Below are 23,357 nucleotides of genomic sequence, written 5' to 3'. Positions count from 1 at the left end.
AATGACTTTAAATTGAAAAGATTATGAAATACAGAAATATGCTTCCGTTTGTTGCCTTGTCGGTGCTGATATTGACATCGTGTGACGATAATAAGATGGAGTGGTATAAAGACCCTACACATGGAGCGGTTACTTCTTCCGAGCTGCCTTTACAGTTGGCTGAAAAGATTTCCCGTTACAAGCCGTTGAAAGAATATTTATCCGATCCCAACTTTAAGTTGGGTATCGGAGTGGGGATGGATGAATATCTTGGTGACGAGACAACGAATACCATTGTGAATGAGAATTTTAATGATCTGACGATAGGATATGCCATGAAGCACGGTCCTATGGTCGATTCTAAAGGGAATTTGAAATTTGATAAGGTCGATCAGTTGTTTACAAAGACCACAGAAGCGGGTATCAGCATTTATGGGCACTGTCTGATTTGGCACACTAATCAGAATGCGAGTTATCTGAATAGTCTGATTGCACCGGAAGTTATTCCGGGACCGGCGGGCAGTAATTTGTTGGATCTCTCGGGCATTGAAGATGGAACCTTTGATGGCTGGGATCGTAAAAATGGAAGTGATGCGATGTCCATTGTGGAAGGAGAAGGGTTGACAGCTACTTCCAAAGCATTGAAATTTGCAGTAGGATCTTCTGTAACGGCATCTCATTCTGTGCAATTATATACTCCTGGCATTTCAGCAGTAAGTGGGCATAATTATGAAATTTCATTTTTTGTCCGTTCGGATGAACCAGGCAAAGCCCGACTGACTTTTGTTGGATTAGAGAATAATTATCCATATAAAGACTGGTATGCTACAGGTGGCAGTTGGACGGAAGCTTTTGAGACAACGTCTCAATGGCAGCAGGTGAAGATCACAGTGAATGATTTTGTTAGTACTACATTTCAGATTGCATTTGAATTTGGTTATTTGCCGGATGTGACTTATTATGTAGATAATATTGTTGTGACAGACAAAGATGCGGAGCCTACTGTGGTTAATCTGATTTCTAACGGAGATTTTGAAAGTAAGGCTATTACTCCTTGGGGAGCTTGGAGTAGTGGAAAGGCCGCGATTTCGGAAGAAGGTGAAGGATATGGAAGTTCATATTCGATGAAGCTGACTAGTTCTGTTGACGGAGGGGCGGGCAATGCATATAAGGCACAGGCCGGATATGGCTTTGATACTCCTTTGGAAGTCGGCAAGACCTATGAGTTCTTTGCTATGATTAAAGCAAGTGTCTCAACTACTTTCCAAATTCAAATTCAGAACTCAACGAGTTATGCAGGTGAATGCTATGTAGATGGAAATGTGAGCACGACTTGGACAGAATTTAAGAAAGAGTTTACAGTGTCTAAAGAGGATATGAATCGATTCTGTATCAATTTCGGAGTTAGTGCGGGTGATTATTATATAGATAATATCGTATTGTCGGAGAAAGTGGTGGAGACACGTGCTGTCACTCGTGCTTCCGGTCCTACTATCATTGAGAAGACCGACGAAGAAAAAGCCGAGATTATCAGAGATGCTATGGAAGACTGGATTTCAAAGATGGTTACCCATTGCAAACCTTATGTTCATGCATGGGACGTAGTCAATGAACCGATGGATGATGCAAAAACATCAGACATTAAGACTGGTAAAGGCAAAACTGATCTGGCTTCTGATGAATTCTACTGGCAAGATTATTTCCTGACTCCGAAAGACTATGCAGTAGAAGCTTTCAAACTTGCCCGTCAGTATGGAAATCCGGATGACAAACTATTCATCAATGATTATAATCTGGAATATAACCTCAATAAGTGTGATGGTCTGATTAAATATGTGGAATACATCGAAAGCAAAGGGGCCACAGTGGATGGTATCGGTACACAAATGCATATTGCTATTGATTCCAATAAAGACAATATTGCTCAAATGTTCCAGAAACTGGGTGCTACCGGCAAGTTGATTAAAGTATCCGAGTTGGATATTAAGGTTAACACCTCGTCGCCTACTACTGAAAATCTGGCACAACAGGCAGAAATGTATCAGTATGTCATTGATATGTACAAGAAGTATATTCCGGTGGATAAACAATATGGTATTACCATCTGGGGAGTATCGGACAATGAAAAAGAACATGTGAATTGGATACCGAATGACGCTCCGAACCTTTGGGATGCTAATTATGCACGTAAACATGCTTATAAGGGAGTGGCCGATGGTTTGGCTGGTAAAGATGTCAGCGGAGACTTTACCGGAGATTTGGAATAAATGATTTTATAACGATTAAAGAAGGGGAGAGTGAGGGTTACAGTAGTTGTTATTATCTTGGAGTGGATCGAATGAATAACAATAACTACTGTAATCCGCTCGTTCTAAAACTTTCCCTTTCCTCTTGTTTATCGGTGGTTTCAGCTTGAATGTAACATTGCAACAAGTTTTTGTAACATACGTAAACGATGATGTAACAAGCGAGTAATGATTTGAATCAGAATTTCTGGGTAAGTGGGAAGAAACTTCCTAAGTTTGCAAAGTGGAATCCCGATGGATTTCTTCTCTTGCTAAATTATCATGAAATAAAGACATATAAAAGAAAAGACAGAATGAATAAGTATTGGTTTTATAAGGTAGGGTTAGTAGTTGTGTTCCTTTGCTTCGCCTTGTTGGGCGGAGCAAAGGTTAAACTTCCGACTCTTGTTTCCGACGGAATGGTACTTCAGCGTGGGGAACCTGTCAATATCTGGGGAACGGCTGATCCTGATGAAACCGTTGATATAACTTTCCTGAAAAAGAAATATAAGACTGTTGCCGATGCACACGGTAACTGGAAAGTGACTTTGCCTGTATTGAAAGCTGGCGGACCTTATACTATGACCATTAATGATATCGAATTAAAGGATGTTCTTATTGGTGATGTTTGGGTATGTTCGGGACAGTCGAATATGGAATTGCCTGTTTCGCGGGTTACAGATCGTTTTCGCGATGAAATATCTACGGACAGCAACTATCCGATGGTGCACTATATAAAAACACCTCTGCTTTATAATTTTCATGCTCCGCAGACAGACATTCCGGGAATTTCCTGGCAAGCGATGACTCCTGAAAATGTGATGCCTTTCTCTGCTTTGGTCTATTTCTTCGCTAAAGAGATCTATCAAAAGACTAAAGTTCCGGTAGGAATCATAAATTCCAGTGTCGGAGGTTCACCGATAGAAGCGTGGATCAGTGAGGAAGGTTTGAAGCCTTTTCCATTTTATTTGAATGAAAAGCGTATCTATGAGTCAGACGATTTGATGGAGTCGATGAAAAAAGAGGAGAGGAAGAAAAGTCATGCCTGGAATGTGGCGTTGTTTCAGGGAGATAAAGGGATGCATGAGGCTACCCCTTGGTATGCTGCCGATTATGATGATAGCAATTGGAAAGAAACAGATTTGTTTGCTTCCAGCTGGGCAACAAACGGACTAAATACCATCAATGGTTCCCACTGGTTTCGTAAAGACTTTCAGGTGTCTGCACAACAGGCGGGAGAGAAAGCGACTCTTCGCTTGGGATGCATTGTGGATGCGGATTCTGTTTATGTAAATGGCACATTTGTGGGGACTGTCTCTTATCAGTATCCTCCCCGTATCTATACCATTCCTGCCGGATTGCTGAAAGCCGGAAAAAATACAATAACCATACGCCTTTTCAGTTATGGCGGTCGTCCTCAATTTGTAAAGGAGAAGCCTTATAAAATTCTTTTCGGAAAAGGTCAGCCGGAAAAAGGAGAATCGGAGATCAATCTGGAGGGGAGTTGGAAATATCATCTCGGTGCTCCTATGCCCGCTGCTCCGGGACAAACGGCTTTTCATTATAAACCCACAGGACTGTATAATGCCATGATTGCTCCTTTGCTGAACTATACGGTATCTGGTGTTATCTGGTATCAGGGAGAATCGAATGTCTCACGCAGAAATGAGTATAAAGACTTGTTGACGGCTATGATTAGCGATTGGAGACAACGATGGAATAAGTCGGATATGCCTTTCTATATCATTGAGCTGGCGGATTTCCTTTCACCCACAGATAAAGGAGGACGCACTGCCTGGGCGGAATTCCGGAAAGCGCAGACGGAAGTAGCCGATACAAATAAAAATGTTACTCTGATTAAAAATAGTGATTTAGGAGAATGGAATGATATTCATCCATTGGATAAAAAGACGCTAGGGCAACGAGTGGCAGCAGCTATCTTGATAGAAATGAATACGAAAAACTGAAAATGACCAATTTATCTATTTTATGGAGAATACAATAAAGACCAATGAAGCGAAAGGTTTCTATAAACTCTCTTGGCTTCAACGTATAGGATTCGGTTCCGGTGATTTGGCGCAAAACCTTATTTACCAGACCGTATGTATGTATCTGCTGATTTTTTATACCAATGTATATGGACTTAAACCGGAGGTGGCAGCCGTGATGTTTCTTATTGTCAGGATAGTGGATGTGCTTTGGGATCCTCTGGTAGGTGCTTTTGTCGATAAGCACAATCCTAAACTAGGCAAATACCGTTCATACCTTATTTGGGGAGGAATTCCGCTGACAGGTTTTGCTATTCTTTGTTTTTGGAATGGTTTTTCGGGCTCACTATTCTATGCCTATTTCACTTACGTTGGATTATCCATGTGTTATACATTGATTAATGTGCCTTATGGAGCACTGAATGCGTCACTTACCCGCGATACGAATGAAATCACGGTGTTGACGTCAGTGCGTATGTTTCTTGCCAATTTGGGCGGTTTGGCCGTGGCATACGGTATTCCGATACTGGTGAAGGTGTTGTCTCCCGATGGTAAAATCAATACTACTGCATCTGCTAACGCATGGTTTATTACGATGACTATTTATGCTGTTATCGGATTGGCGTTATTGGTGTTCTGCTTTAGCCAGACGAAGGAGCGTGTGGTTATGGATCAGGAGGAGACATCTAAAGTAAAAGTGTCCGACTTGTGGGTAGAATTTTGTAGGAAATAAACCTTTGCGTATTTTGGCGTTCTTTTTCATTACTGCTTTTGCAATGATGGCGATTGGTAATTCTGCCGGTTCATATTATATGATTTATAATGTACGTGCACCGGAGATGTTACCCTATTTCATGGCCTTGGGCTCGATACCCGCATTCATTTTCATGCCGATGGTACCTGCCATTAAACGTGCCATTGGAAAAAAGCAAATGTTTTATGTATTCCTTTCAGTCGCTATATTGGGTATGGCATTGCTGTATATTATTTCTGTGGTTCCGGTACTCAAAACGCAGATATGGTTGGTCTTTGTGGCGCAGTTCATAAAATCGACGGGAGTCATTATTGCGACAGGGTATATGTGGGCTTTGGTTCCCGAAGTAATTTCGTATGGCGAATATACTCATGGTAAACGTATTTCGGGTATAGTCAATGCTTTGACTGGTATTTTCTATAAAGCGGGAATGGCTCTTGGAGGAGTTGTACCGGGACTTGTTATGGCTTTTGTCGGGTTCGACCAGACAAATGAAGTGTCACAATCGCCTTTTGCCGAACAGGGAATACTGTGGCTCGTAGCCGTTATTCCGGCGTTGTTGCTTTTGGTCGCTATGTTCATTATTTCTAAATATGAATTGGAAGATAATGTGATTGACAATATAAATGAGGAGATAGAATCGCGCTGTAAAAAAGGCGAATAGATAAGATAGTAGAATGTTTATTACTCAAAAATATAACGTATGAAACTCAAACGAATAATTCTGTTGTTATTGACAGTGATGTTTTCTTTTTCTTATGGAGAAGTTTTTGCGAAAGATGGAAATTCGCTGAAAAAGGCTTTGAAAAACAAGTTTTTGATTGGCGTGTCAGTGAACACACATCAAAGTTCCGGTAAGGATGTCGCAGCTGTTGAAGTTGTAAAGAAGAATTTTAATTCCATCGTGGCGGAAAACTGCATGAAGTCTTCTGTCATTCATCCGAAAGAAAATAAGTATAATTTTGCGCAGGCAGATGAATTTGTCAGTTTTGGTGAGAGCAATCAAATGGCTATCATTGGTCACTGCCTGATTTGGCATTCACAATTGGCTCCTTGGTTTTGCGTAGATAAGGACGGGAACAATGTTTCTCCGGAAGTCCTGAAGAAGCGGATGAAAGATCATATCATGACTATCGTGAAACGCTATAAAGGCCGCATCAAAGGCTGGGATGTAGTAAATGAAGCGATTGAAGATAATGGAGCATATCGCAAGACAAAGTTTTATGAGATTCTGGGGGAAGAATATATTCCATTGGCTTTCCAGTATGCACACGAGGCCGATCCGGATGCCGAACTTTACTACAATGACTACTCAATGGCCCAACCGGGCAGAAGAGAAGCTGTCGTGAAGATGGTGAACGATTTGAAAAAACGTGGAATCCGTATTGATGCCATAGGTATGCAAGGACACATTGGCATGGACTACCCGAAAATCAGTGAATTTGAGAAGAGTATGCTGGCCTTTGCCGGAACAGGAGTGAAGATAATGATAACAGAACTGGATTTGACGGTGATACCATCACCGAATCCCAATGTAGGTGCAGAAGTTTCCGCTTCCTTTGAATATAAAAAAGAGATGAATCCTTATCCGGATGGATTGCCGGAAGAGGTATCGAAAGCATGGACTGAAAGAATGAATGACTTTTTCCGTCTGTTCCTGAAACATCATAACCTCATCACCAGGGTTACTCTTTGGGGAGTAGCCGATCAGAACTCTTGGCGTAATGACTGGCCGATGAGAGGCCGCACGGATTATCCGTTACTTTTTGATCGTAATTATCAACCGAAGCCGGTAGTCGACCTGATTATCAAAGAGGCTGAAAAAACAAAATAAGTTTCTAACAGAAAAAACAGAAATAGTATGAAAACAGAAAAAAGATATTTAGTTCCCGGTGATTATATGGCTGATCCTGCCGTACATGTATTTGATGGCAAACTGTATATTTATCCCTCTCATGATTGGGAAAGTGGTATTGCCGAGAATGATAATGGCGATCATTTCAATATGAAAGATTATCACGTGTATTCTATGGATGATGTGATGAACGGTGAAATAAAAGATCATGGAGTGGTGCTTTCCACAGAGGATATTCCTTGGGCGGGCCGTCAACTTTGGGATTGTGATGTGGTTTGTAAAGATGGTAAGTATTATATGTATTTTCCATTGAAAGATCAGAATGATATATTTCGTATCGGGGTAGCTGTGAGTGATAAACCTTATGGTCCTTTTATACCGGAAGCTAATCCGATGAAGGGAAGTTACAGCATCGATCCGGCTGTATGGGATGACGGAGATGGTAACTATTATATGTATTTCGGTGGATTGTGGGGTGGACAACTTCAACGTTACCGTAATAATAAAGCCTTGGAATCTGCTATTTTGCCGGAAGGAGAGGAGGAAGCAATCCCGTCGCGTGTCGCTCGTTTGAGTGAAGATATGATGGAGTTTGCCGAAGAACCCCGTGCAGTGGTAATTCTGGATGAAGACGGTAAGCCATTGACAGCAGGGGATACGGAACGCCGTTTCTTCGAAGCTTCGTGGATGCATAAATATAATGGTAAATACTATTTTTCCTATTCTACAGGAGACACTCATTTGCTCTGCTATGCAACAAGTGATAACCCTTATGGTCCGTTTACTTATCAGGGAGTCATTCTGACTCCGGTGGTAGGATGGACTACTCACCATGCTATTGTAGAGTTTAAAGGTAAGTGGTATCTGTTTCATCACGATTGTGTGCCATCAGAGGGAAAGACTTGGCTCCGTAGCCTAAAAGTCTGTGAACTTCAGTATGATGCAGACGGGCGAATCATTACTATCGAGGGAAAAGATGAATAATAGGATACATTAAAACAACCGCCTCTATTTGAAAAACATACCTACTTTTACCAGAATATTAGGTAATAGGGATTTTTCAGGTAGAGGCGGTTATTATTAACTATGAATGCTTAATTTACTTATGCTATCATACTGTAAATTAATTGTGATAACATACTTTGTACTATGAGAAATATATTTGCATTGACATTCACTTTGTTTTTTTGCTTTTCTTCTATTTGGGCAGAAGATGGAAGTGCCTTGTGGCTTCGTTATGCATCGGGAGCGAAAGCGGAAATTACCAGCAAGAAACAATCACCTACATTACGTATTGCGGTTTCCGAATTACAGAACTTCTGGCAGGGAGGAATCCCGGTTACTTTGGAGGTCCGGAACAATAAAGAACTTCGTGCACTTGGAAATGAGGGATATACGATTCAGACCTCCAAAGGTGGCAGTCAAATAACGATAGCTTCTTCCGGTGAACAAGGAGTACTTTATGGAACGTATCATTTACTCCGTCTGCAAGCTACCGGACAACTACCGGAATCAGCTTTGCAATCCCTCGATATCTCCGAACGACCTGATTATCGAATTCGTATCCTGAATCATTGGGATAACTTGGATGGTACAATCGAACGCGGATATGCCGGACATTCACTTTGGAAATGGGACGAACTTCCGTCTGTTGTCTCTCCCCGTTATGAAGTCTACGCTCGTGCCAATGCTTCTATCGGCATTAATGCCACTGTAATAAACAATGTCAATGCAAGTCCTAAGATACTATCTAATGATTATTTGCAGAAAGTCAAAGTCTTGGCCGACGTTTTCCGCCCTTATGGCTTGAAAATATATCTTTCTATCAATTTCTCTTCTCCCGCAGCTTTAGGTGGTTTGTCCACTTCCGATCCGTTGAATAAAGAAGTGATAAACTGGTGGAAGCAGAAAGCCAAAGAGATTTATTCTCTGATTCCCGATTTCGGAGGTTTTCTGGTGAAAGCGAATTCCGAAGGGCAGCCCGGTCCATGTGATTACGGACGCACTCATGCCGAAGGAGCCAATATGCTTGCCGATGTGTTGAGGCCCTATCATGGTATTGTGATGTGGCGCGCTTTCGTTTATTCTCCTACTGACAGCGACCGTGCCAAACAAGCCTATCTTGAATTTGAACCTTTGGATGGTAAGTTCCGGGACAATGTTATTGTGCAGATCAAAAACGGTCCGATAGATTTCCAGCCCCGTGAGCCATTCAGCCCGCTGTTCGGAGCTATGAAGAAGACGGCAGTTATGCCCGAGTTTCAAATCACACAAGAGTATCTTGGCTTTTCCAATCACCTTGCGTTCCTTGCTCCTATGTGGAAAGAATGTTTAGATAGTGATACTTATCTACAAGGCAAAGGCTCCACCATTGCCCGTGTGACGGATGGTTCGTTATTCCCTCATCCGCTCACGGCTATTTCCGGAGTGGCAAACATCGGTGATGATACTAATTGGTGTGGACATCCTTTTGCCCAAGCTAACTGGTATGCTTTCGGACGCTTGGCATGGAAGCATTCGCTTTCTTCCGAACAGATAGGAAATGAATGGTTGAAACAGACTTTTCTTCCCGTTACCGGTGCGCAAATCGATACTCCGGCAGGAGAAGTCATTCAAAAAGAGCAAATTGACGCTGAACTCTCCTTTCTCAACTCCCAAGTGCTTCAGAAATCGAGAGAAGCAGTAGTAGACTACATGATGCCTCTCGGCTTGCATCATATCTTTGCATGGGGACATCATTACGGACCGGAACCCTGGTGTGATATTCCCGATGCCCGCCCGGATTGGCTACCTCCTTATTACCACCGTGCCGACAACATGGGAATAGGTTTCGACCGCAGCAGTACAGGAAGTAATGCTACCGGACAATACCATTCTCCATTATGCGAGCAACTGGACAATGTGAATACCTGTCCGGAGAATCTGCTCCTTTGGTTTCACCATGTCCCTTGGAATCATCAGATGAAGAGCGGGCGTACACTTTGGACAGAACTGTGCTACGCGTATGATCGTGGTGTAAACGAAGTGAGAAACTTTCAAAAAGTGTGGGACAGGATGGAACCGTATATTGATTTCGAACGTTTTCGTGATGTGCAACACCGCCTGAAGATTCAGGCACGGGATGCTGTCTGGTGGCGGGATGCTTGTTTGCTTTACTTCCAGCAATTCAGCAGACAACCGATACCTTACGAATTGGAACGTCCCATACACGAGTTGAAAGATATGATGGAATACAAATTGGATATTACCAATTTTGAATGTCCACCTTATGGGTTTAGTAAGTAAACAAAGATATTCCCTATACGGAACGAATAAGAATATGTTTGCAATTTGGCGTCTTTTATGATAAAATTGTTACCTTTGCGGGCAATAATAAAACAGAATAAAAGAATATGAACCAAAATACATTCTGCATGGCGGGGGGCGTAGCACGCAACCCGCTTGTGCGTTTAGCCAAACCCATCACGGCAACTATCGGAGCGAATGAGCACATAGCCATTGTAGGTCCCAATGGTGGTGGTAAAAGTCTTTTTATAGATACCCTGATCGGAAAATATCCATTGCGTGATGGAATCGTGCAATATGATTTTTCCCCCTCTGCCACCCAGACTCTTTATGATAATGTGAAATACATTGCTTTCCGCGATACTTATGGAGCTGCCGATGCCAATTACTACTATCAGCAGCGTTGGAATGCTCATGATCAGGATGAGGCTCCCGATGTTCGTGAGATGTTGGGAGAAATCAAGGACGAGCAACTGCAATGCGAACTGTTTGAACTCTTCCGTATCGAACCGTTGCTCGACAAGAAAATCATTCTCCTTTCCAGCGGTGAATTACGTAAATTCCAGCTAACCAAAACCCTGTTGACTGCTCCCCGCGTGTTGATTATGGATAATCCGTTTATCGGACTGGATGCTCCTACGCGTGAACTGTTATTCTCTTTGCTCGAACGTCTGACGAAAATGTCGTCCGTACAAATTATTCTGGTGCTTTCCATGCTCGATGATATACCGTCATTCATTACTCATGTCATTCCTGTGGACAAAATGGAGGTCTTTCCTAAAATGGAACGTGAAGCCTATCTCGAAGCTTTCCGTAGTAGAGATGTGGTTACCTCTTTTGATGATTTGCAGCAACGGATTATAGATTTGCCATCTGATGGCAACAATTACGATTCGGAGGAAGTAGTGAAACTGAATAAGGTCAGTATCCGTTATGGCGACCGAACTATTCTGAAAGAACTGGACTGGACAGTCCGTCGTGGTGAGAAGTGGGCGTTGAGTGGTGAGAACGGTGCCGGGAAATCGACTCTGTTGAGCCTTGTCTGTGCAGACAATCCGCAATCGTATGCCTGTGACATCAGTCTCTTCGGACGGAAAAGAGGGACGGGAGAAAGTATTTGGGAAATCAAGAAACATATCGGTTACGTAAGTCCGGAGATGCACCGTGCTTATCTTAAAAATCTGCCCGCTATTGAGATTGTAGCCAGTGGTTTGCATGACAGTATCGGTCTGTATAAACGTCCTCAACCGGAACAGATGGCTATCTGTGAGTGGTGGATGGATATATTCGGCATTGCAAATTTGAAAGATAAACCATTCCTGCAACTATCCAGTGGAGAACAACGTTTGGCCTTGCTGGCAAGAGCTTTCGTCAAAGACCCGGAACTGCTGATTCTGGATGAACCGCTTCATGGCTTGGATACCTATAATCGTCGCCGGGTAAAGAAAGTGATCGAGGCTTTCTGCCGACGCAAAGATAAGACGATGATTATGGTGACACATTATGAATCGGAACTTCCCAACACTATAACAGACCGTATTTTCTTAAAGAGAAACCGGTAAACATTGTTTTCTGATATTTATTTTTCTTTGAAATCAGGTTTTAGTTGAGCGGATGCGTAAACCAGAAACAGGACCCTTCTCCCGGTTTCGATTCCACTCCGATTTTGCCACCCAGCTGTGTGACGATACTCTGACAGATGGAAAGTCCCAATCCTGTGCCGGCAATGAAATTATTCAATTTCACGAATCGGGTGAAGATAGCTTCCTGTTTTTCCGGTTCGATGCCCATTCCCGTATCCTGAACCGAGAATCTGACTTCATTTCCGTTGATTTGGTAATCAATGACAATACTACCCTTGGAAGTAAATTTCAGAGCATTCGTTATAAAGTTCAGCAATACCTGATACAACCTGTTTTTGTCGCTGGTAAAAGTAAGTTCGGGAAGTTCCGGTGCTAAAAGAATCTCTACTTGTTCAGTAGCCTTTACCTGCATAGCCTGTAGCAGTTCGTTGCAAAGTTGTTGTGCATCCACTTGTTCCGGGATAATGTCGAAAGTCCCGGCCTCAATCTTTGACAAGTCAAGAATATCCGAGATCAGTTGTAACAAGAGTTTGTTATTCTCTTCAATAATTGTTATATACAGATGTTTTTCTTCTGCATCCTCCGCTTCCTCAAGCAGACTGGAAAAGCCTACTATCGCATTGAGTGGAGTACGTATCTCATGACTCATATTCGCAAGAAAAGCAGATTTTAGCCGGTCGGCTTCTTCAGCTTTCTCTTTGGCGCCAATCAGCATCCGCTCTGTCTCTTTCAGTTCGGTAATATCAAAGTTGATACACAGCATTTCGATGATATTATCCTGCGGCTGATAATTCCTGACTAATACGTTAACCCGTGTCCAAGTGTAATTTCCATCTGCTCTGCGGATGCGGACATCGCGGGATAGCTTGGAACTTTCTCCTTTTATCACTTTATCCAGGAAGTCGATCATCACAGCCTGATCTTCCGGATGGAAATGGGAATGAATACCGATGATTTCCGGCAATGGGGTACCCTCTTCTTCACCTACATTCATGTACCAGCTTCTCAAAGCATACCCGTCCCGACTCAAAGCATCGAAGTGTGCGTAACCTACTTTTGCATAATCTCCCACCAGATCGAAAAAACTCTCGAATTCCTGAATCTTATTATAGGCAATTGTATCTTCGGTCTTGTCTACATTTATTAAGAGGTAGTTGATAGGTGCGTGGTTGTGATCGTATAGAGTGGTGACTTTCGTTGTTAAGTCAATGAAACCGGTTGTACTGTCAGGCTGATAATATTTGTTGATTTTGGAAAAGTCATACCGGAATGTAAAATCTGCGTTCTCATTGTCTCTAATCTTTTGTTTTATTTCCTCCGGCAATATAGGATTCTCGAAAATGTTGACTCCCAGAATATCTTCTTTATTGGAAATACGGAACATTTCCATATCTTTTTTATTCAGGTCGACCATTTGACCGTCCTTATCATATAATTCGATGCCGACCGGAAGATTCTTATAAATATTATGCAGGATCCGCTCGCTATTTTGTAGAGCCTGATGTGCAGAGGCTATATGAATTCCCTCTTGTGTTTCGGCAATTCCATATACTTTGGTGTTACCGTTTTCGTCTGTTTCCTGAAAGCATGCCTTGCTGCGAATCCATACATGGCCTTTGGGAGTATCAAACAAGTATATTTCTTCTACAGTCTGTTGCAATTTGTCAAAAGACGGAAAAGTGGCGTATCCCTGGTCTTCTTTTAGAATACGCTTGTTGAAATCTTCGAAACTGATGAGCCCGTCTTCTCCTATTCCGAGTAGTTGGGAGATAAGTTCCGAACACTTGTAAGTCTTTGCTTTTAAGTCAGCTTCCCACCATCCTATATTCGCTTTGTTCATAAGCTTTTGTAGGAATTCACTTTCGTTTTGTTCGTTTATTTTCAAGATATGTCTGTATTATCAAGAGTTAGACAATAATTTGCTCGTAAAAATAATCATTTTTGTTGAATTCCACCTTAAAAAAGTAAAAGATAGTATGATTGTATCATAAGGAAAGTCTGTACTACAAAGAAAACGGGCATATATGAACAGAATATCAATAAATTATCTTCGTGTAAAAAAAATAATCGAAGCATTCTGTAAGCGTAAAGATAAAGCGAATATTAAATCAACATCCAGATGAATGGGAACGGTCGGATATAGTTGTGAATCGTATCTTTCTGGGGAGAAACAAGGTGTCAAAATATTAAGAGCCAGACGATGGGAATAGAATATGTCTATAACAACAAATGCATTTATATGAATTATAATCTTTTTTAATAAATAGAATGTTTTTTGCTCTAATTGGTTATCTTTGCGCTCTATAAAATGCAAAAAGTAACTGGAAATACATGAATGATAGTCAAAATGCTATAACTGTTATATACAGGGAACATTGGCAAAAACTCTATATTCATGCATATAATCTGCTGAATGATGAGGAAAGTGCAAAAGATGTGGTGAACGATGTCTTTTGTTCGGTGCTTGAGAGCAGCGAACGGTTGACAACGGAAGAGGATCTGCTGCCGTTATTCTTCGTCATGGTACGAAATCGTTGTATTGACCAAATACGTCATCAGAACGTGGTGTATAAAAATGCGGAAAGGTATCTGGAAGAACTTTACAGTGGCTGGACTGTGAAAGAATACCGTGAGTATGAAGATAAGATAAACCGGATGCAGGAGAGTATTCGCCAGATGGCTCCACAAATGCGAACCGTAGTGGAAGAGTTTTTCTTAAATGAAAAGAAATGTGCGGAAATCAGTGAAAAGTTACGTATTAGTGATAATACCGTTAGAACGCACATTGCCAGAGCTTTAAAGATACTCCGAAAACAATTAACCATCTTTTTTTAAAAAAATCCTATCGGGGTGTCATCAGTTTCAGTAACCTCTACGTGTTTAATGAAACTATTGACACTATGATAGACCATTCAGATAAAAATTTAGATTATGCACTTCGTGCCATACAACATCCACAATTAAGGGAAACTGATGAATTCCTTCAGTGGATAAATATACCTGATAATAAAGAACTTTTCTTGGAATTAATGGCTTGTAAGGAAGCTGTGATACGTGAGAATCTGGAACGGAAACGTAGAGTCAGGTCAAGAATGTATATAGGGGCAGCGGCTTTTACTGCGGCTGCCGTATTAGTGCTGGTTTTTCTGATTCCTTCGTTATTTCCGACTACTTCCCGGCAAATGGAACAACCCATACGGCTCTTTGCTGCAATCACTGATGGAGAACATGTGATGTTGCAAACGGATGGTCATAGTGAACAACTGCTGGAAGATAGTGTGATGAATCTTAAAGAAGTGGGAGCATTAACTTCGGACACAATATGTTGTCAGACTTTGACTACTCCACGCGGGAAGAGCTTTCTATTGGTGTTGTCGGATGGTACTAAAGTCTGGATTAATGCTGAAAGTAGCTTGCGTTATCCTGTGGCTTTTAATGGTAAGGAACGGCGTGTGGAATTGAAAGGGGAAGCCTGTTTCGAGGTTGCGAAGAATGAAAAATGTCCGTTTATTGTAAGTACCGATGGGATGGAAACTACGGTATTGGGTACTAAATTCAATATACGTTCATATAAAACGGAAGACCGGCACGTGACCTTGGTACAAGGAAAGGTGGAGGTTACGAATATGACCAGTCATCAATCCGTTATACTCCAGCCTGGTCAGGATCTCACTTATACGGAAAACGGAGAAGAAAATATATCACGTGTGAATATTGCGACTTATACAGCTTGGACTGAGGGAATGTTCTATTTTGAAGATGCATCACTGAAAGACATCATGAGTTCTTTAGGCAGATGGTATAACGTGAATATTGATTTCGAACAAGCGGAACTATACCATATCCGATTAAACTTCTGGGCTAACCGTGATGCCCGCTTGGAAGAAGCTTTGGAACTTCTGAATAAACTGGAAAAAGTACGTGTGGATTATCAAGACGAGACGATCACGATTAAACATATATAACTTTACAAATACAACTCTTATGAAAAAGCAACAATTTACATTGTCTTACAAAAAGGCAACGAGAAGGATCGTGTGGATGAAAACCGCCTTTTTATTGCTGATGTTTGTAACTGCCTTGCATGGATGGGCACAAAGTACGGACAACAAACTAATTTCTTTGGAACTGAAAGAGGTATCGTTGGGAGAGGCTTTGAAGCAGTTCAGTAATGTGTCCGGTTATAAGGTGAATTTCCCTAGTGAAGATGTCGGTCCGTACCGGGTAAGTGTCAGTATACGCCAGCAGGCACCTTTGTCTGCACTTCAGAAAATTCTGGAGGGAAAACCTTTTGAATATGAGGTGAACCAGCATTTCATTACTATCCGTAAAGTGAAAACCACTTCCACTGGCGTTGTACGAAAAACTAGAAGTGTAGAGGGGCGGGTGGTAGATGAAAAAGGCATCCCGTTACCAGGTGCAAATATCCGGGGAATCAATAGTCCGTTTGGAGCCATTGCCGATGTCGAAGGAAATTTTACCTGTAAGGTGCTGGAGGAAACTCACACTTTGGAGGTCTCTTTTGTCGGTATGCAGACAGAAAAAGTTTCTATTAAAGGACGTACCCATGTCAATGTGATTATGCATGAAGACAAACAACAATTGGGAGATGTTGTAGTGACCGGTTATCAGCGTATTAGTCGGGAGCGTTCTACCGCTGCTTTCGGCTTTGTGGATTCCGAACAGCTGACAAGACAGATGCATACGGACCTGACTTCTTCTCTGGAGGGGCAAGTGGCTGGTTTGCGTATGAATATAAATCCGAATAACGGTGATATGAGTCCCATCCTTCGTGGTGTAGGCACATTCTCGAATGATGTGGGGACAGACCCGTTGATTGTTGTAGATGATATGCCGACAAACTTAACTTTAAGTGAGATAAATCCTTATAATGTAGAGAGCGTGACTGTCTTGAAGGATGCAGCGGCAGCCAGTATTTATGGTGCTTTGGCTGCAAACGGAGTTATCGTGGTAACAACCAAGCAGGCTAAAGAGGAAGGAGCACATGTTAGTATCAATGCAGACTGGTTTATCACTAGCAAACCTAATTTCAATAGTTTGAATCTGGCGTCTACGAGTGATATTATTGATTATCAAACAGCAGTGTTTGATGCTAATGTGGCTGAACTCGGAAGTGCTTCCAGTTTTTTATCCTCTTATAAATCTGGATATTATTATCCATTGTTTCAGCTCTATTTAGATAGGGAAAATGGAGTGGTAAGTAATAGTGAAGTGGAGGCTACACTGAATCAGTGGCGCAATAATGATTACTATAAGGAGTATCGTGATAACGCTTGGCGCGCGGCTGTGACACAGCGCTATAACGTGTCTGTTTCTCAAAAAGTGGGGAACAGTAATCACTTCCTTTCTTTTAATTATGAAAATGATAAAGGGCGAACTATAAATGACAAAAGTAATAGAATCTCCTTATACTACAAATCGAGTTATGCTATCACTAGTTGGCTGAATGTGAATGCCGGAGTGGATGCCCGCTTGGGACGTAGTGACACGCCTAATAGTCTATTTACCGGTTATACCTTACAACAACGTTATGAAAGAATACTGGATGACGATGGCGGGCATTACAATTCTCCTTATGTAAATGTAAGCGGATATTCAGGTGGCTCTTACAATGGGGGAGTGGTAAGTCAGGCGGAAGGTGTTTCACCTTATAAATCATTTGGCTTCAATGTGCTTGATGCCTTAGGTGAAAGTGGTACAAAATCGCATGATGTTAGTATACGTCCGTTTGTCAGTTTACAGGCTCGCTTCTTGAAGATGTTCAAATATAACTTTATGTATCAATATGAGTGGAACAATAGTAAAAGTGAGGTATATGATGCGGAAGATTCTTATTTGATGCGCATGACGTACAATTCCATGATTGATACAGCAGAAAAATCGCATATGCCGAAAGGAGGACGATTTTATCAGAGCGAATTGGGCAGTAACCGTTATACGGTACGTAACCAAATAGATTTTGATAAAAGCTGGAAAGAACATTCGGTAACTGCTATTGCCGGGCTGGAATTTAGGGAAAATAAGATACCTAAATTTATCAGCCAGTTAATGTATGGCTATGATCCGCAGACGCTGACTTCTGATATAATGGACTGGCAGGCATATCGTGACGGAGTAGGCACAAGTGCTCTTTCCGGTGATGCGATTAAGTTAAGCGGTCTACCGGCTACATTGCAGGAATCACGTCATCGTTATGCATCTTTTTATGCTAATGCGGGTTACTCTTATCTGTCACGTTATAATATCTCCGGAAGTATCCGCTGGGACCAGGCAGATTTGTTCGGGCTTGATATCCGTAATCAACGTCACCCTTTGTGGTCGGTCGGTGCTTCGTGGATTGTGTCGGGTGAGTCATTTATGAAAGAACTTTTCTGGCTCGATTTCTTGAAAGTGCGTATGACCTATGGTATTAACGGTAATGTAGACCAAAGGTCGACTACTTATTTTGTGGTTAAGCAAAAAACGCAGAGTAACCCGATTAAGACTACTTATCTGACTTATGATGATGATGATCTTCCGAATCCGAAACTTCGCTGGGAAAAAACAGCCACTTATAATGTGGGAATGGATTTCCGTCTTTTTAATAATGTGATTGCCGGTAGTCTGGAATATTATAATCGTTCTGCATCTGATTTGCTTGTACGTCGCTACATGGACCCTACTTTGGGGGGCTAAATCACGTGTCGTAAACAATGGTAAAATGCGTAACCGGGGTATTGAGTTATCGCTCACTGCCAATATCATCCGAAAGAAAGACTGGAACTTTGCCATTGATTTCAACTTTGCTCATAACAAGAATAAAATGTTGAAAGTGGATCATAGTGATTCGGAGTCATCGATAAGTTTTATCAAGAGTCCGCAGAACTATTTTATGGAAGGAAGTAGCTATAACACACTCTGGGCTTACCGTATCGACCGTATCGAGAACGGATATCCGGTAGCGGTGGATAAAGACGGAAATGATCTTGTGACATTTAACGAGGATGGAACGGTCGCTAGTATTACTACCGGATCGTCACTCAAAGGTACAGATGATCTGGTAAATCTTGGTTCACTGACACCTAAATTCAACGGGGCACTGACTTTCAGACTAAGTTATAAAGGAATTGATTTGAATGCTTTCCTTGTATATGCAGGTGGTAATAAATTACGTAATAGTGTTGTGAATATGAGTGATCAAGTAGGAAGTCAGACATTGAAAGATATTACTAATCGTTGGAGTGCGGATGATCCGAATGCAAATGTGCGTATGTATATCGATATGCCAACAAAGGTGAAAACTTATGCAGGGAGTTTTCAGGATTGGTGGCAGTATGGCGACATCAATGTAAAAGATGCCGGCTATGTAAAACTACGTAGTCTGAGTTTAGGATATAATTTGCCATCTGACATTTGCCGTCAACTCCGGCTTAGTTCGTTGAAAGTGAAGTTGCAAGTGAACAATCTCTTTACCTGGTGTAAAGCTGGAAATGACATTGATCCGGAGAGCTATAACTTAAACGAGGGGACGCGTGGCATGGCTTCACCCAAGACTTACTCTATTGGATTATCAACAAGTTTCTAATTATTAAAAAGATTATAGAATATGCGTAAACTACTTTATATATTGCCGGTTCTGTTGATATTGGGACTTGCGGCCTGTGAGAATTACGTGGATATTACTCCCACAGGGAAGAAAACTGTAGATTCTACTGATACTTATTACGAGTTGGTGGCCTTGCCTAACCGATGCTATCAACCGGCGTCCTTTGCTCTATTGAGTGATAATGTTTGGTCAAAAGAATCGAATATTATTGGCAAAGAATATCTATCATGGGATGGAATCAATATGACATTTAATGAGGAAGCTGTTCGTAAGGATTTGAGTGATAATAATTTGTATGCGAATTGCTACACGTATATTTTGCGGTCGAATATCGTGATTTCATTGGTAGATCATAGTACGGGTGATAAGGATACGAAAGAACTGGCAAAGGCGGAAGCAAAGATAATGCGTGCCTGGGACCACTTTATTCTGGTAAACACTTTTGCAAAAAGCTATAATCCGGAGACGGCAGCTACTGACGGTGGTGTTGCCATTATCAGAGAGTACGATCTCGAAGCTACTCCTACCAAAGCGACTGTCGCTGAAGTCTATGACTTCATCATTAAGGATATTGAGGAAGCATTGCCTTATCTGCAAGAAGAACCGGTAAATGTTTATCATCCGTCGAAGGCTTTCGGCTATGCTTTGGCTGCCCGCGTATATCTGTTTCATCGTGACTGGAAAAAGGCTGAAGAGGCAGCGGAAGAATCATTGAAACGGAATAATACTTTGATTGATTATATAGCTTTGGAGGCTGAGGGAGGTCCGACTATGGTTACGACATATGGTAGAGGTGGAAATCCTGAAATCTTGAATTATGCCCATATGGGTGGTGTCACAGAATATATGTCTTATACTTATGGAATGATCAGTCCGGAATTGGTACAGCTTTTCGGAACGAATGACGAGCGTATGAATCTGTTTTTCAAGATGACTGGAAATCCGGAATATTACTTTGATGAAGGTTCCGGAGCTGCTTTGTGGGATACGTCAATTGGTTATACTAAGTTCCAGTATATGGCTGTAGGTATGCGTACCGCCGAAGTTTATCTGATTCTGGCAGAAGCAAAGGCACGTCAGAACGATTTATCCGGAGCTGTTGAAGTCTTGAATCAGTTGCGTGAAAAACGAATCAAAGGAACAGAGGCAGTATTACCGGAACCGGCTACCCAGCGTGAAATGATGCAGGAAATCATTAATGAGCGTCGTAAGGAGTTGCTTTTCGGTTTTAGTCGTTTCTGGGATTTGAAGCGGTTTAATACGGAAGCGGACTATGCAAAGACGATCACCCGTGTTTTCCCGCTGGTTTCTACTAATGTCGAACAGAAGACATATACGTTGAAACCGGATTCACGTTTGTACGTCATTCCGTTCCCGTTGGCTGCCCGTGAGAAAAATCCGAACCTGACATTAAATACTAACGAATAAAATAGATAGAAAAACAATGCAAAAGATTTTGATGATAACTGTATTGCTACTTTGGGCACTGCAAGGAGCAGAAGCACGGGCCGGTGTTATGAATCCGTTTGAACATGGAAAGAAAAGTCTGGTGGTCCGTGAAGATACAGTTAAGAAAGACACTGTCAAGAAAGCGACAGCTTACGAGAAACTTTTGAAAGATGGAGGAAGTGAATGTCAGGGTATGTTTACAGTGCGTCATATCAAGGATGACTGGTATTTTGAAGTACCGGATTCTTTGTTGGGACGATTGTTATTGGTTGTTACTCGCTTTAAAGCTGTGCCGCAGGGGTTCAAAATGCTTAGTGGGGAAGAGGTGAACCGGAGTGTGGTTTATTGGGAACAACATAACGACAAGACGCTCTTTTTACGTGAATATGTACAGTCACAGTTTGCTCCCACAGGTGATAAAATTGCGGAAGCATTGAAGCAGTCAACGATAGATCCGGTTATTTGTAAGTTTGACGTTATCGGTAGAAATCCGGAGACTCAGGCGCAGCTCATCAATGTATCCAAGTTTCTTTTGGGTGATAATAAGACGTGTGGCTTTACATCAAGTGACCGTTCTATTCTTGGCATTGGTTCTTTAGCACAGGACCGTACATTCATGGATACTATAAAAACCTATCCCATTAATGTGGAAGTGCTTACTTTACGTACTTACAATATAACTTCCGGCAAGTTGCCGGCTGCGGCAACAGGTTCGGTGACAGTGAAACTGAATACCAGTATGGTGATGTTACCCAAAGAACCTATGCAGCCGAGATTGGCAGATGAACGGGTCGGATTCTTCCAAAATCCGGTGACAGAGTTTTCGGATGACCAGCAAGTCACGACCCGTGGAGCCATTATCCAGCGTTATCGGTTGGAACCGAAAGATCCGGAACGTTATCGCAAAGGGCAACTTACTGAACCTAAACGTCCTATTGTGTATTATATAGACCCGGCGACACCAAAAAAATGGATTCCTTATCTTAAAGCTGGTGTGAATGACTGGAATGTAGCTTTTGAAGCAGCCGGATTCAAAAATGCCATTATTGCCAAAGAATGGCCGGACGATCCTACAATGAGCCTGGACGATGCACGTTATAGCGTATTGCGCTATCTGCCTTCGGAATCGGAAAATGCTTATGGTCCGCGTATTGTAGATCCTCGTAGCGGAGAGATCATGGAAAGTCATATCTGTTGGTATCACAATGTAATGAACTTACTTAAGAAATGGTATATGGTGCAGTGTGGACCTTTGGATAAACGTGCGCAATCAATGACCTTTGATGACAAATTAATGGGGACTCTGATCCAATTTGTTTCCTCACACGAGGTAGGTCATACGCTTGGATTGCGTCACAATATGGCTGCCAGTTCGGCTACCCCGGTAGAGAAATTGCGTGATAAAGCATGGGTGGAGGCCAATGGTCACACAGTATCTATTATGGATTATGCACGGTTTAACTATGTAGCACAACCCGAAGACCGGATTTCAGAAAAAGGGCTTTTCCCCCGTATTGGCGATTATGATAAATGGGCGATAAAATGGGGGTATCAATACCGTCCGGAATTTAAAGATCCTTTTAAGGAGAAAGCAGCGTTGCGTGCTGAAGTCACGAAGAAACTTCAAGGCGACCGTCGCCTGTTGTTTATCGGTGATGAAGGAAAAGGGACTGATCCCCGCAGCCAGAGTGAGGACTTGGGGGATAATAATATGAAGGCCAATGAGTATGGTATGAAGAACCTGAAAAGGGTGATGGAAAATATTATGACTTGGACTGCACAACCTGACGGCCAATATGATGATTTAAATACGATTTATAAATCAGTGCGTGCCCAATATATGAAATATACGCTGCATGTACAGAGAAACTTGGGGGGCCGGTATACTAATAATCTGCCAGGGCAGGATCCTCATGATTACTTGCCACGTAGTGTGCAGAAAGAAGCTGTAGAATGGTTAGGACGGAATTTGCTTGTAGCTCCACTTTGGCTCTATCCTGATAAGGTAGTGAATTGCACGGGAGTGAAAGCTGTGGATGAAATTCGTGATCGCCAAAGTTCTATTATAGCCTTATTACTGGCATCGGGAATGTTGCAGAATTTGTATTCGGCTTCGATGTGTGCTTCGGATCCTTATCCGCTCGAGGAATATCTGGACGATGTGTTTGCTACAGTGTGGAAACCTTTGAATGATTCAAATGAATTAGAGAATAATTTCCGCCGTCAGCAGCAACGGACTTACCTGGGATTTATTGAACGTATGATGAACCCAAGTGATAAAGATGCCGGAAATGTAAATACGACGGTGAACCGTTCTGATATTTTGCTTTTTATAGAAATGCATTTGGATAAGATTGAAGAATATGTGAAAGAGCAGCTTACCGTATGTAAAGAAGGAGATTTCAATTATAGGCATTACACGGCTTTACTACGGAATATTAAGAAAGCAAAAGAAGAGTATTACGGAAAAAATGCCGAGATATCTTGAAGAAGGACCTTTAAAAGAAACGGAAAAACAGAACAGATTTTCTTGTATATATAAACTCTCTCTCTAACAGGCTTACTCTTCTCTG

At 41.9% G+C, this 23,357-nt stretch carries 11 protein-coding genes and 2 pseudogenes; 12 read left to right on the top strand and 1 reads right to left on the bottom strand.

Features of this window, described 5'->3' with window-relative positions:
- The first annotated feature begins 23 nt into the window (after nt 1-23).
- The 7 genes and pseudogenes from NXX38_RS23745 (at nt 24) to NXX38_RS23715 (ending at nt 11,708) form a co-directional block, all read left to right on the top strand.
- A complete protein-coding gene (locus tag NXX38_RS23745; protein WP_195649532.1) occupies nt 24-2,246 on the top strand; it encodes an endo-1,4-beta-xylanase in 2,223 nt (740 codons plus the stop codon).
- 332 nt (nt 2,247-2,578) lie between these two features.
- Nucleotides 2,579-4,231: a sialate O-acetylesterase gene (locus NXX38_RS23740; RefSeq protein WP_195649531.1), complete on the top strand. Its 1,653-nt coding sequence runs from the start codon at nt 2,579-2,581 to the stop codon at nt 4,229-4,231.
- A 22-nt stretch (nt 4,232-4,253) separates the two neighbouring features.
- Nucleotides 4,254-5,670, top strand: a pseudogene (locus NXX38_RS23735) (MFS transporter).
- A gap of 39 nt (nt 5,671-5,709) precedes the next feature.
- The gene (locus NXX38_RS23730; RefSeq protein ID WP_258981387.1) at nt 5,710-6,840 is read left to right on the top strand and encodes an endo-1,4-beta-xylanase; all 1,131 of its coding nucleotides are present in this window, start codon (nt 5,710-5,712) and stop codon (nt 6,838-6,840) included.
- 27 nt (nt 6,841-6,867) lie between these two features.
- Nucleotides 6,868-7,845 carry a glycoside hydrolase family 43 protein gene (locus NXX38_RS23725; RefSeq protein WP_195649529.1) on the top strand — a complete coding sequence of 326 codons (978 nt, stop codon included), beginning with the start codon at nt 6,868-6,870 and terminating at the stop codon, nt 7,843-7,845.
- Between the two features lie 165 nt (nt 7,846-8,010).
- Entirely contained in the window at nt 8,011-10,146 is a 2,136-nt protein-coding gene (locus NXX38_RS23720; RefSeq protein WP_258981383.1) for an alpha-glucuronidase family glycosyl hydrolase, read from the top strand.
- 107 nt (nt 10,147-10,253) lie between these two features.
- Nucleotides 10,254-11,708, top strand: coding sequence for an ATP-binding cassette domain-containing protein (locus NXX38_RS23715; protein WP_258981381.1), 1,455 nt, complete (start codon nt 10,254-10,256; stop codon nt 11,706-11,708).
- Nucleotides 11,709-11,748: 40 nt separating this feature from the next.
- On the opposite strand, the gene NXX38_RS23710 is transcribed toward NXX38_RS23715, so the two are convergent.
- Nucleotides 11,749-13,569, bottom strand: a complete 1,821-nt coding sequence (locus NXX38_RS23710) for a PAS domain-containing hybrid sensor histidine kinase/response regulator (RefSeq protein WP_258981379.1) — start codon at nt 13,567-13,569, stop codon at nt 11,749-11,751.
- 491 nt (nt 13,570-14,060) lie between these two features.
- On the opposite strand from NXX38_RS23710, the gene NXX38_RS23705 reads away from it, so the two are divergent.
- The 5 genes and pseudogenes from NXX38_RS23705 (at nt 14,061) to NXX38_RS23680 (ending at nt 23,272) form a co-directional block, all read left to right on the top strand.
- Nucleotides 14,061-14,564, top strand: coding sequence for an RNA polymerase sigma factor (locus NXX38_RS23705; RefSeq protein WP_148364714.1), 504 nt, complete (start codon nt 14,061-14,063; stop codon nt 14,562-14,564).
- A 65-nt stretch (nt 14,565-14,629) separates the two neighbouring features.
- A complete protein-coding gene (locus tag NXX38_RS23700; RefSeq protein ID WP_217721173.1) occupies nt 14,630-15,694 on the top strand; it encodes a FecR family protein in 1,065 nt (354 codons plus the stop codon).
- A 19-nt stretch (nt 15,695-15,713) separates the two neighbouring features.
- Nucleotides 15,714-19,314: pseudogene (locus tag NXX38_RS23695) on the top strand (SusC/RagA family TonB-linked outer membrane protein).
- Between the two features lie 21 nt (nt 19,315-19,335).
- Entirely contained in the window at nt 19,336-20,763 is a 1,428-nt protein-coding gene (locus tag NXX38_RS23685; RefSeq protein WP_074558747.1) for a RagB/SusD family nutrient uptake outer membrane protein, read from the top strand.
- A gap of 16 nt (nt 20,764-20,779) precedes the next feature.
- Nucleotides 20,780-23,272, top strand: coding sequence for a zinc-dependent metalloprotease (locus NXX38_RS23680; RefSeq protein WP_258981374.1), 2,493 nt, complete (start codon nt 20,780-20,782; stop codon nt 23,270-23,272).
- Nucleotides 23,273-23,357: the final 85 nt, after the last annotated feature.

It is taken from the genome of Bacteroides sp. BFG-637 (assembly GCF_024793605.1).
In the GTDB taxonomy this organism is placed as follows: Bacteria; Bacteroidota; Bacteroidia; order Bacteroidales; family Bacteroidaceae; genus Bacteroides; species Bacteroides vicugnae.
This window is presented reverse-complemented; position numbering and strand designations above follow the sequence as displayed.

Coding starts and splice junctions, on each gene's coding strand:
- NXX38_RS23680 (WP_258981374.1), top strand. CDS start 20,780: ATGCAAAAGATTTTGATGATAACTGTATTGCTACTTTGGGCACTGCAA.
- NXX38_RS23715 (WP_258981381.1), top strand. CDS start 10,254: ATGAACCAAAATACATTCTGCATGGCGGGGGGCGTAGCACGCAACCCG.
- NXX38_RS23700 (WP_217721173.1), top strand. CDS start 14,630: ATGATAGACCATTCAGATAAAAATTTAGATTATGCACTTCGTGCCATA.
- NXX38_RS23685 (WP_074558747.1), top strand. CDS start 19,336: ATGCGTAAACTACTTTATATATTGCCGGTTCTGTTGATATTGGGACTT.
- NXX38_RS23725 (WP_195649529.1), top strand. CDS start 6,868: ATGAAAACAGAAAAAAGATATTTAGTTCCCGGTGATTATATGGCTGAT.
- NXX38_RS23705 (WP_148364714.1), top strand. CDS start 14,061: ATGAATGATAGTCAAAATGCTATAACTGTTATATACAGGGAACATTGG.
- NXX38_RS23745 (WP_195649532.1), top strand. CDS start 24: ATGAAATACAGAAATATGCTTCCGTTTGTTGCCTTGTCGGTGCTGATA.
- NXX38_RS23720 (WP_258981383.1), top strand. CDS start 8,011: ATGAGAAATATATTTGCATTGACATTCACTTTGTTTTTTTGCTTTTCT.
- NXX38_RS23730 (WP_258981387.1), top strand. CDS start 5,710: ATGAAACTCAAACGAATAATTCTGTTGTTATTGACAGTGATGTTTTCT.
- NXX38_RS23740 (WP_195649531.1), top strand. CDS start 2,579: ATGAATAAGTATTGGTTTTATAAGGTAGGGTTAGTAGTTGTGTTCCTT.
- NXX38_RS23710 (WP_258981379.1), bottom strand. CDS start 13,569: ATGAACAAAGCGAATATAGGATGGTGGGAAGCTGACTTAAAAGCAAAG.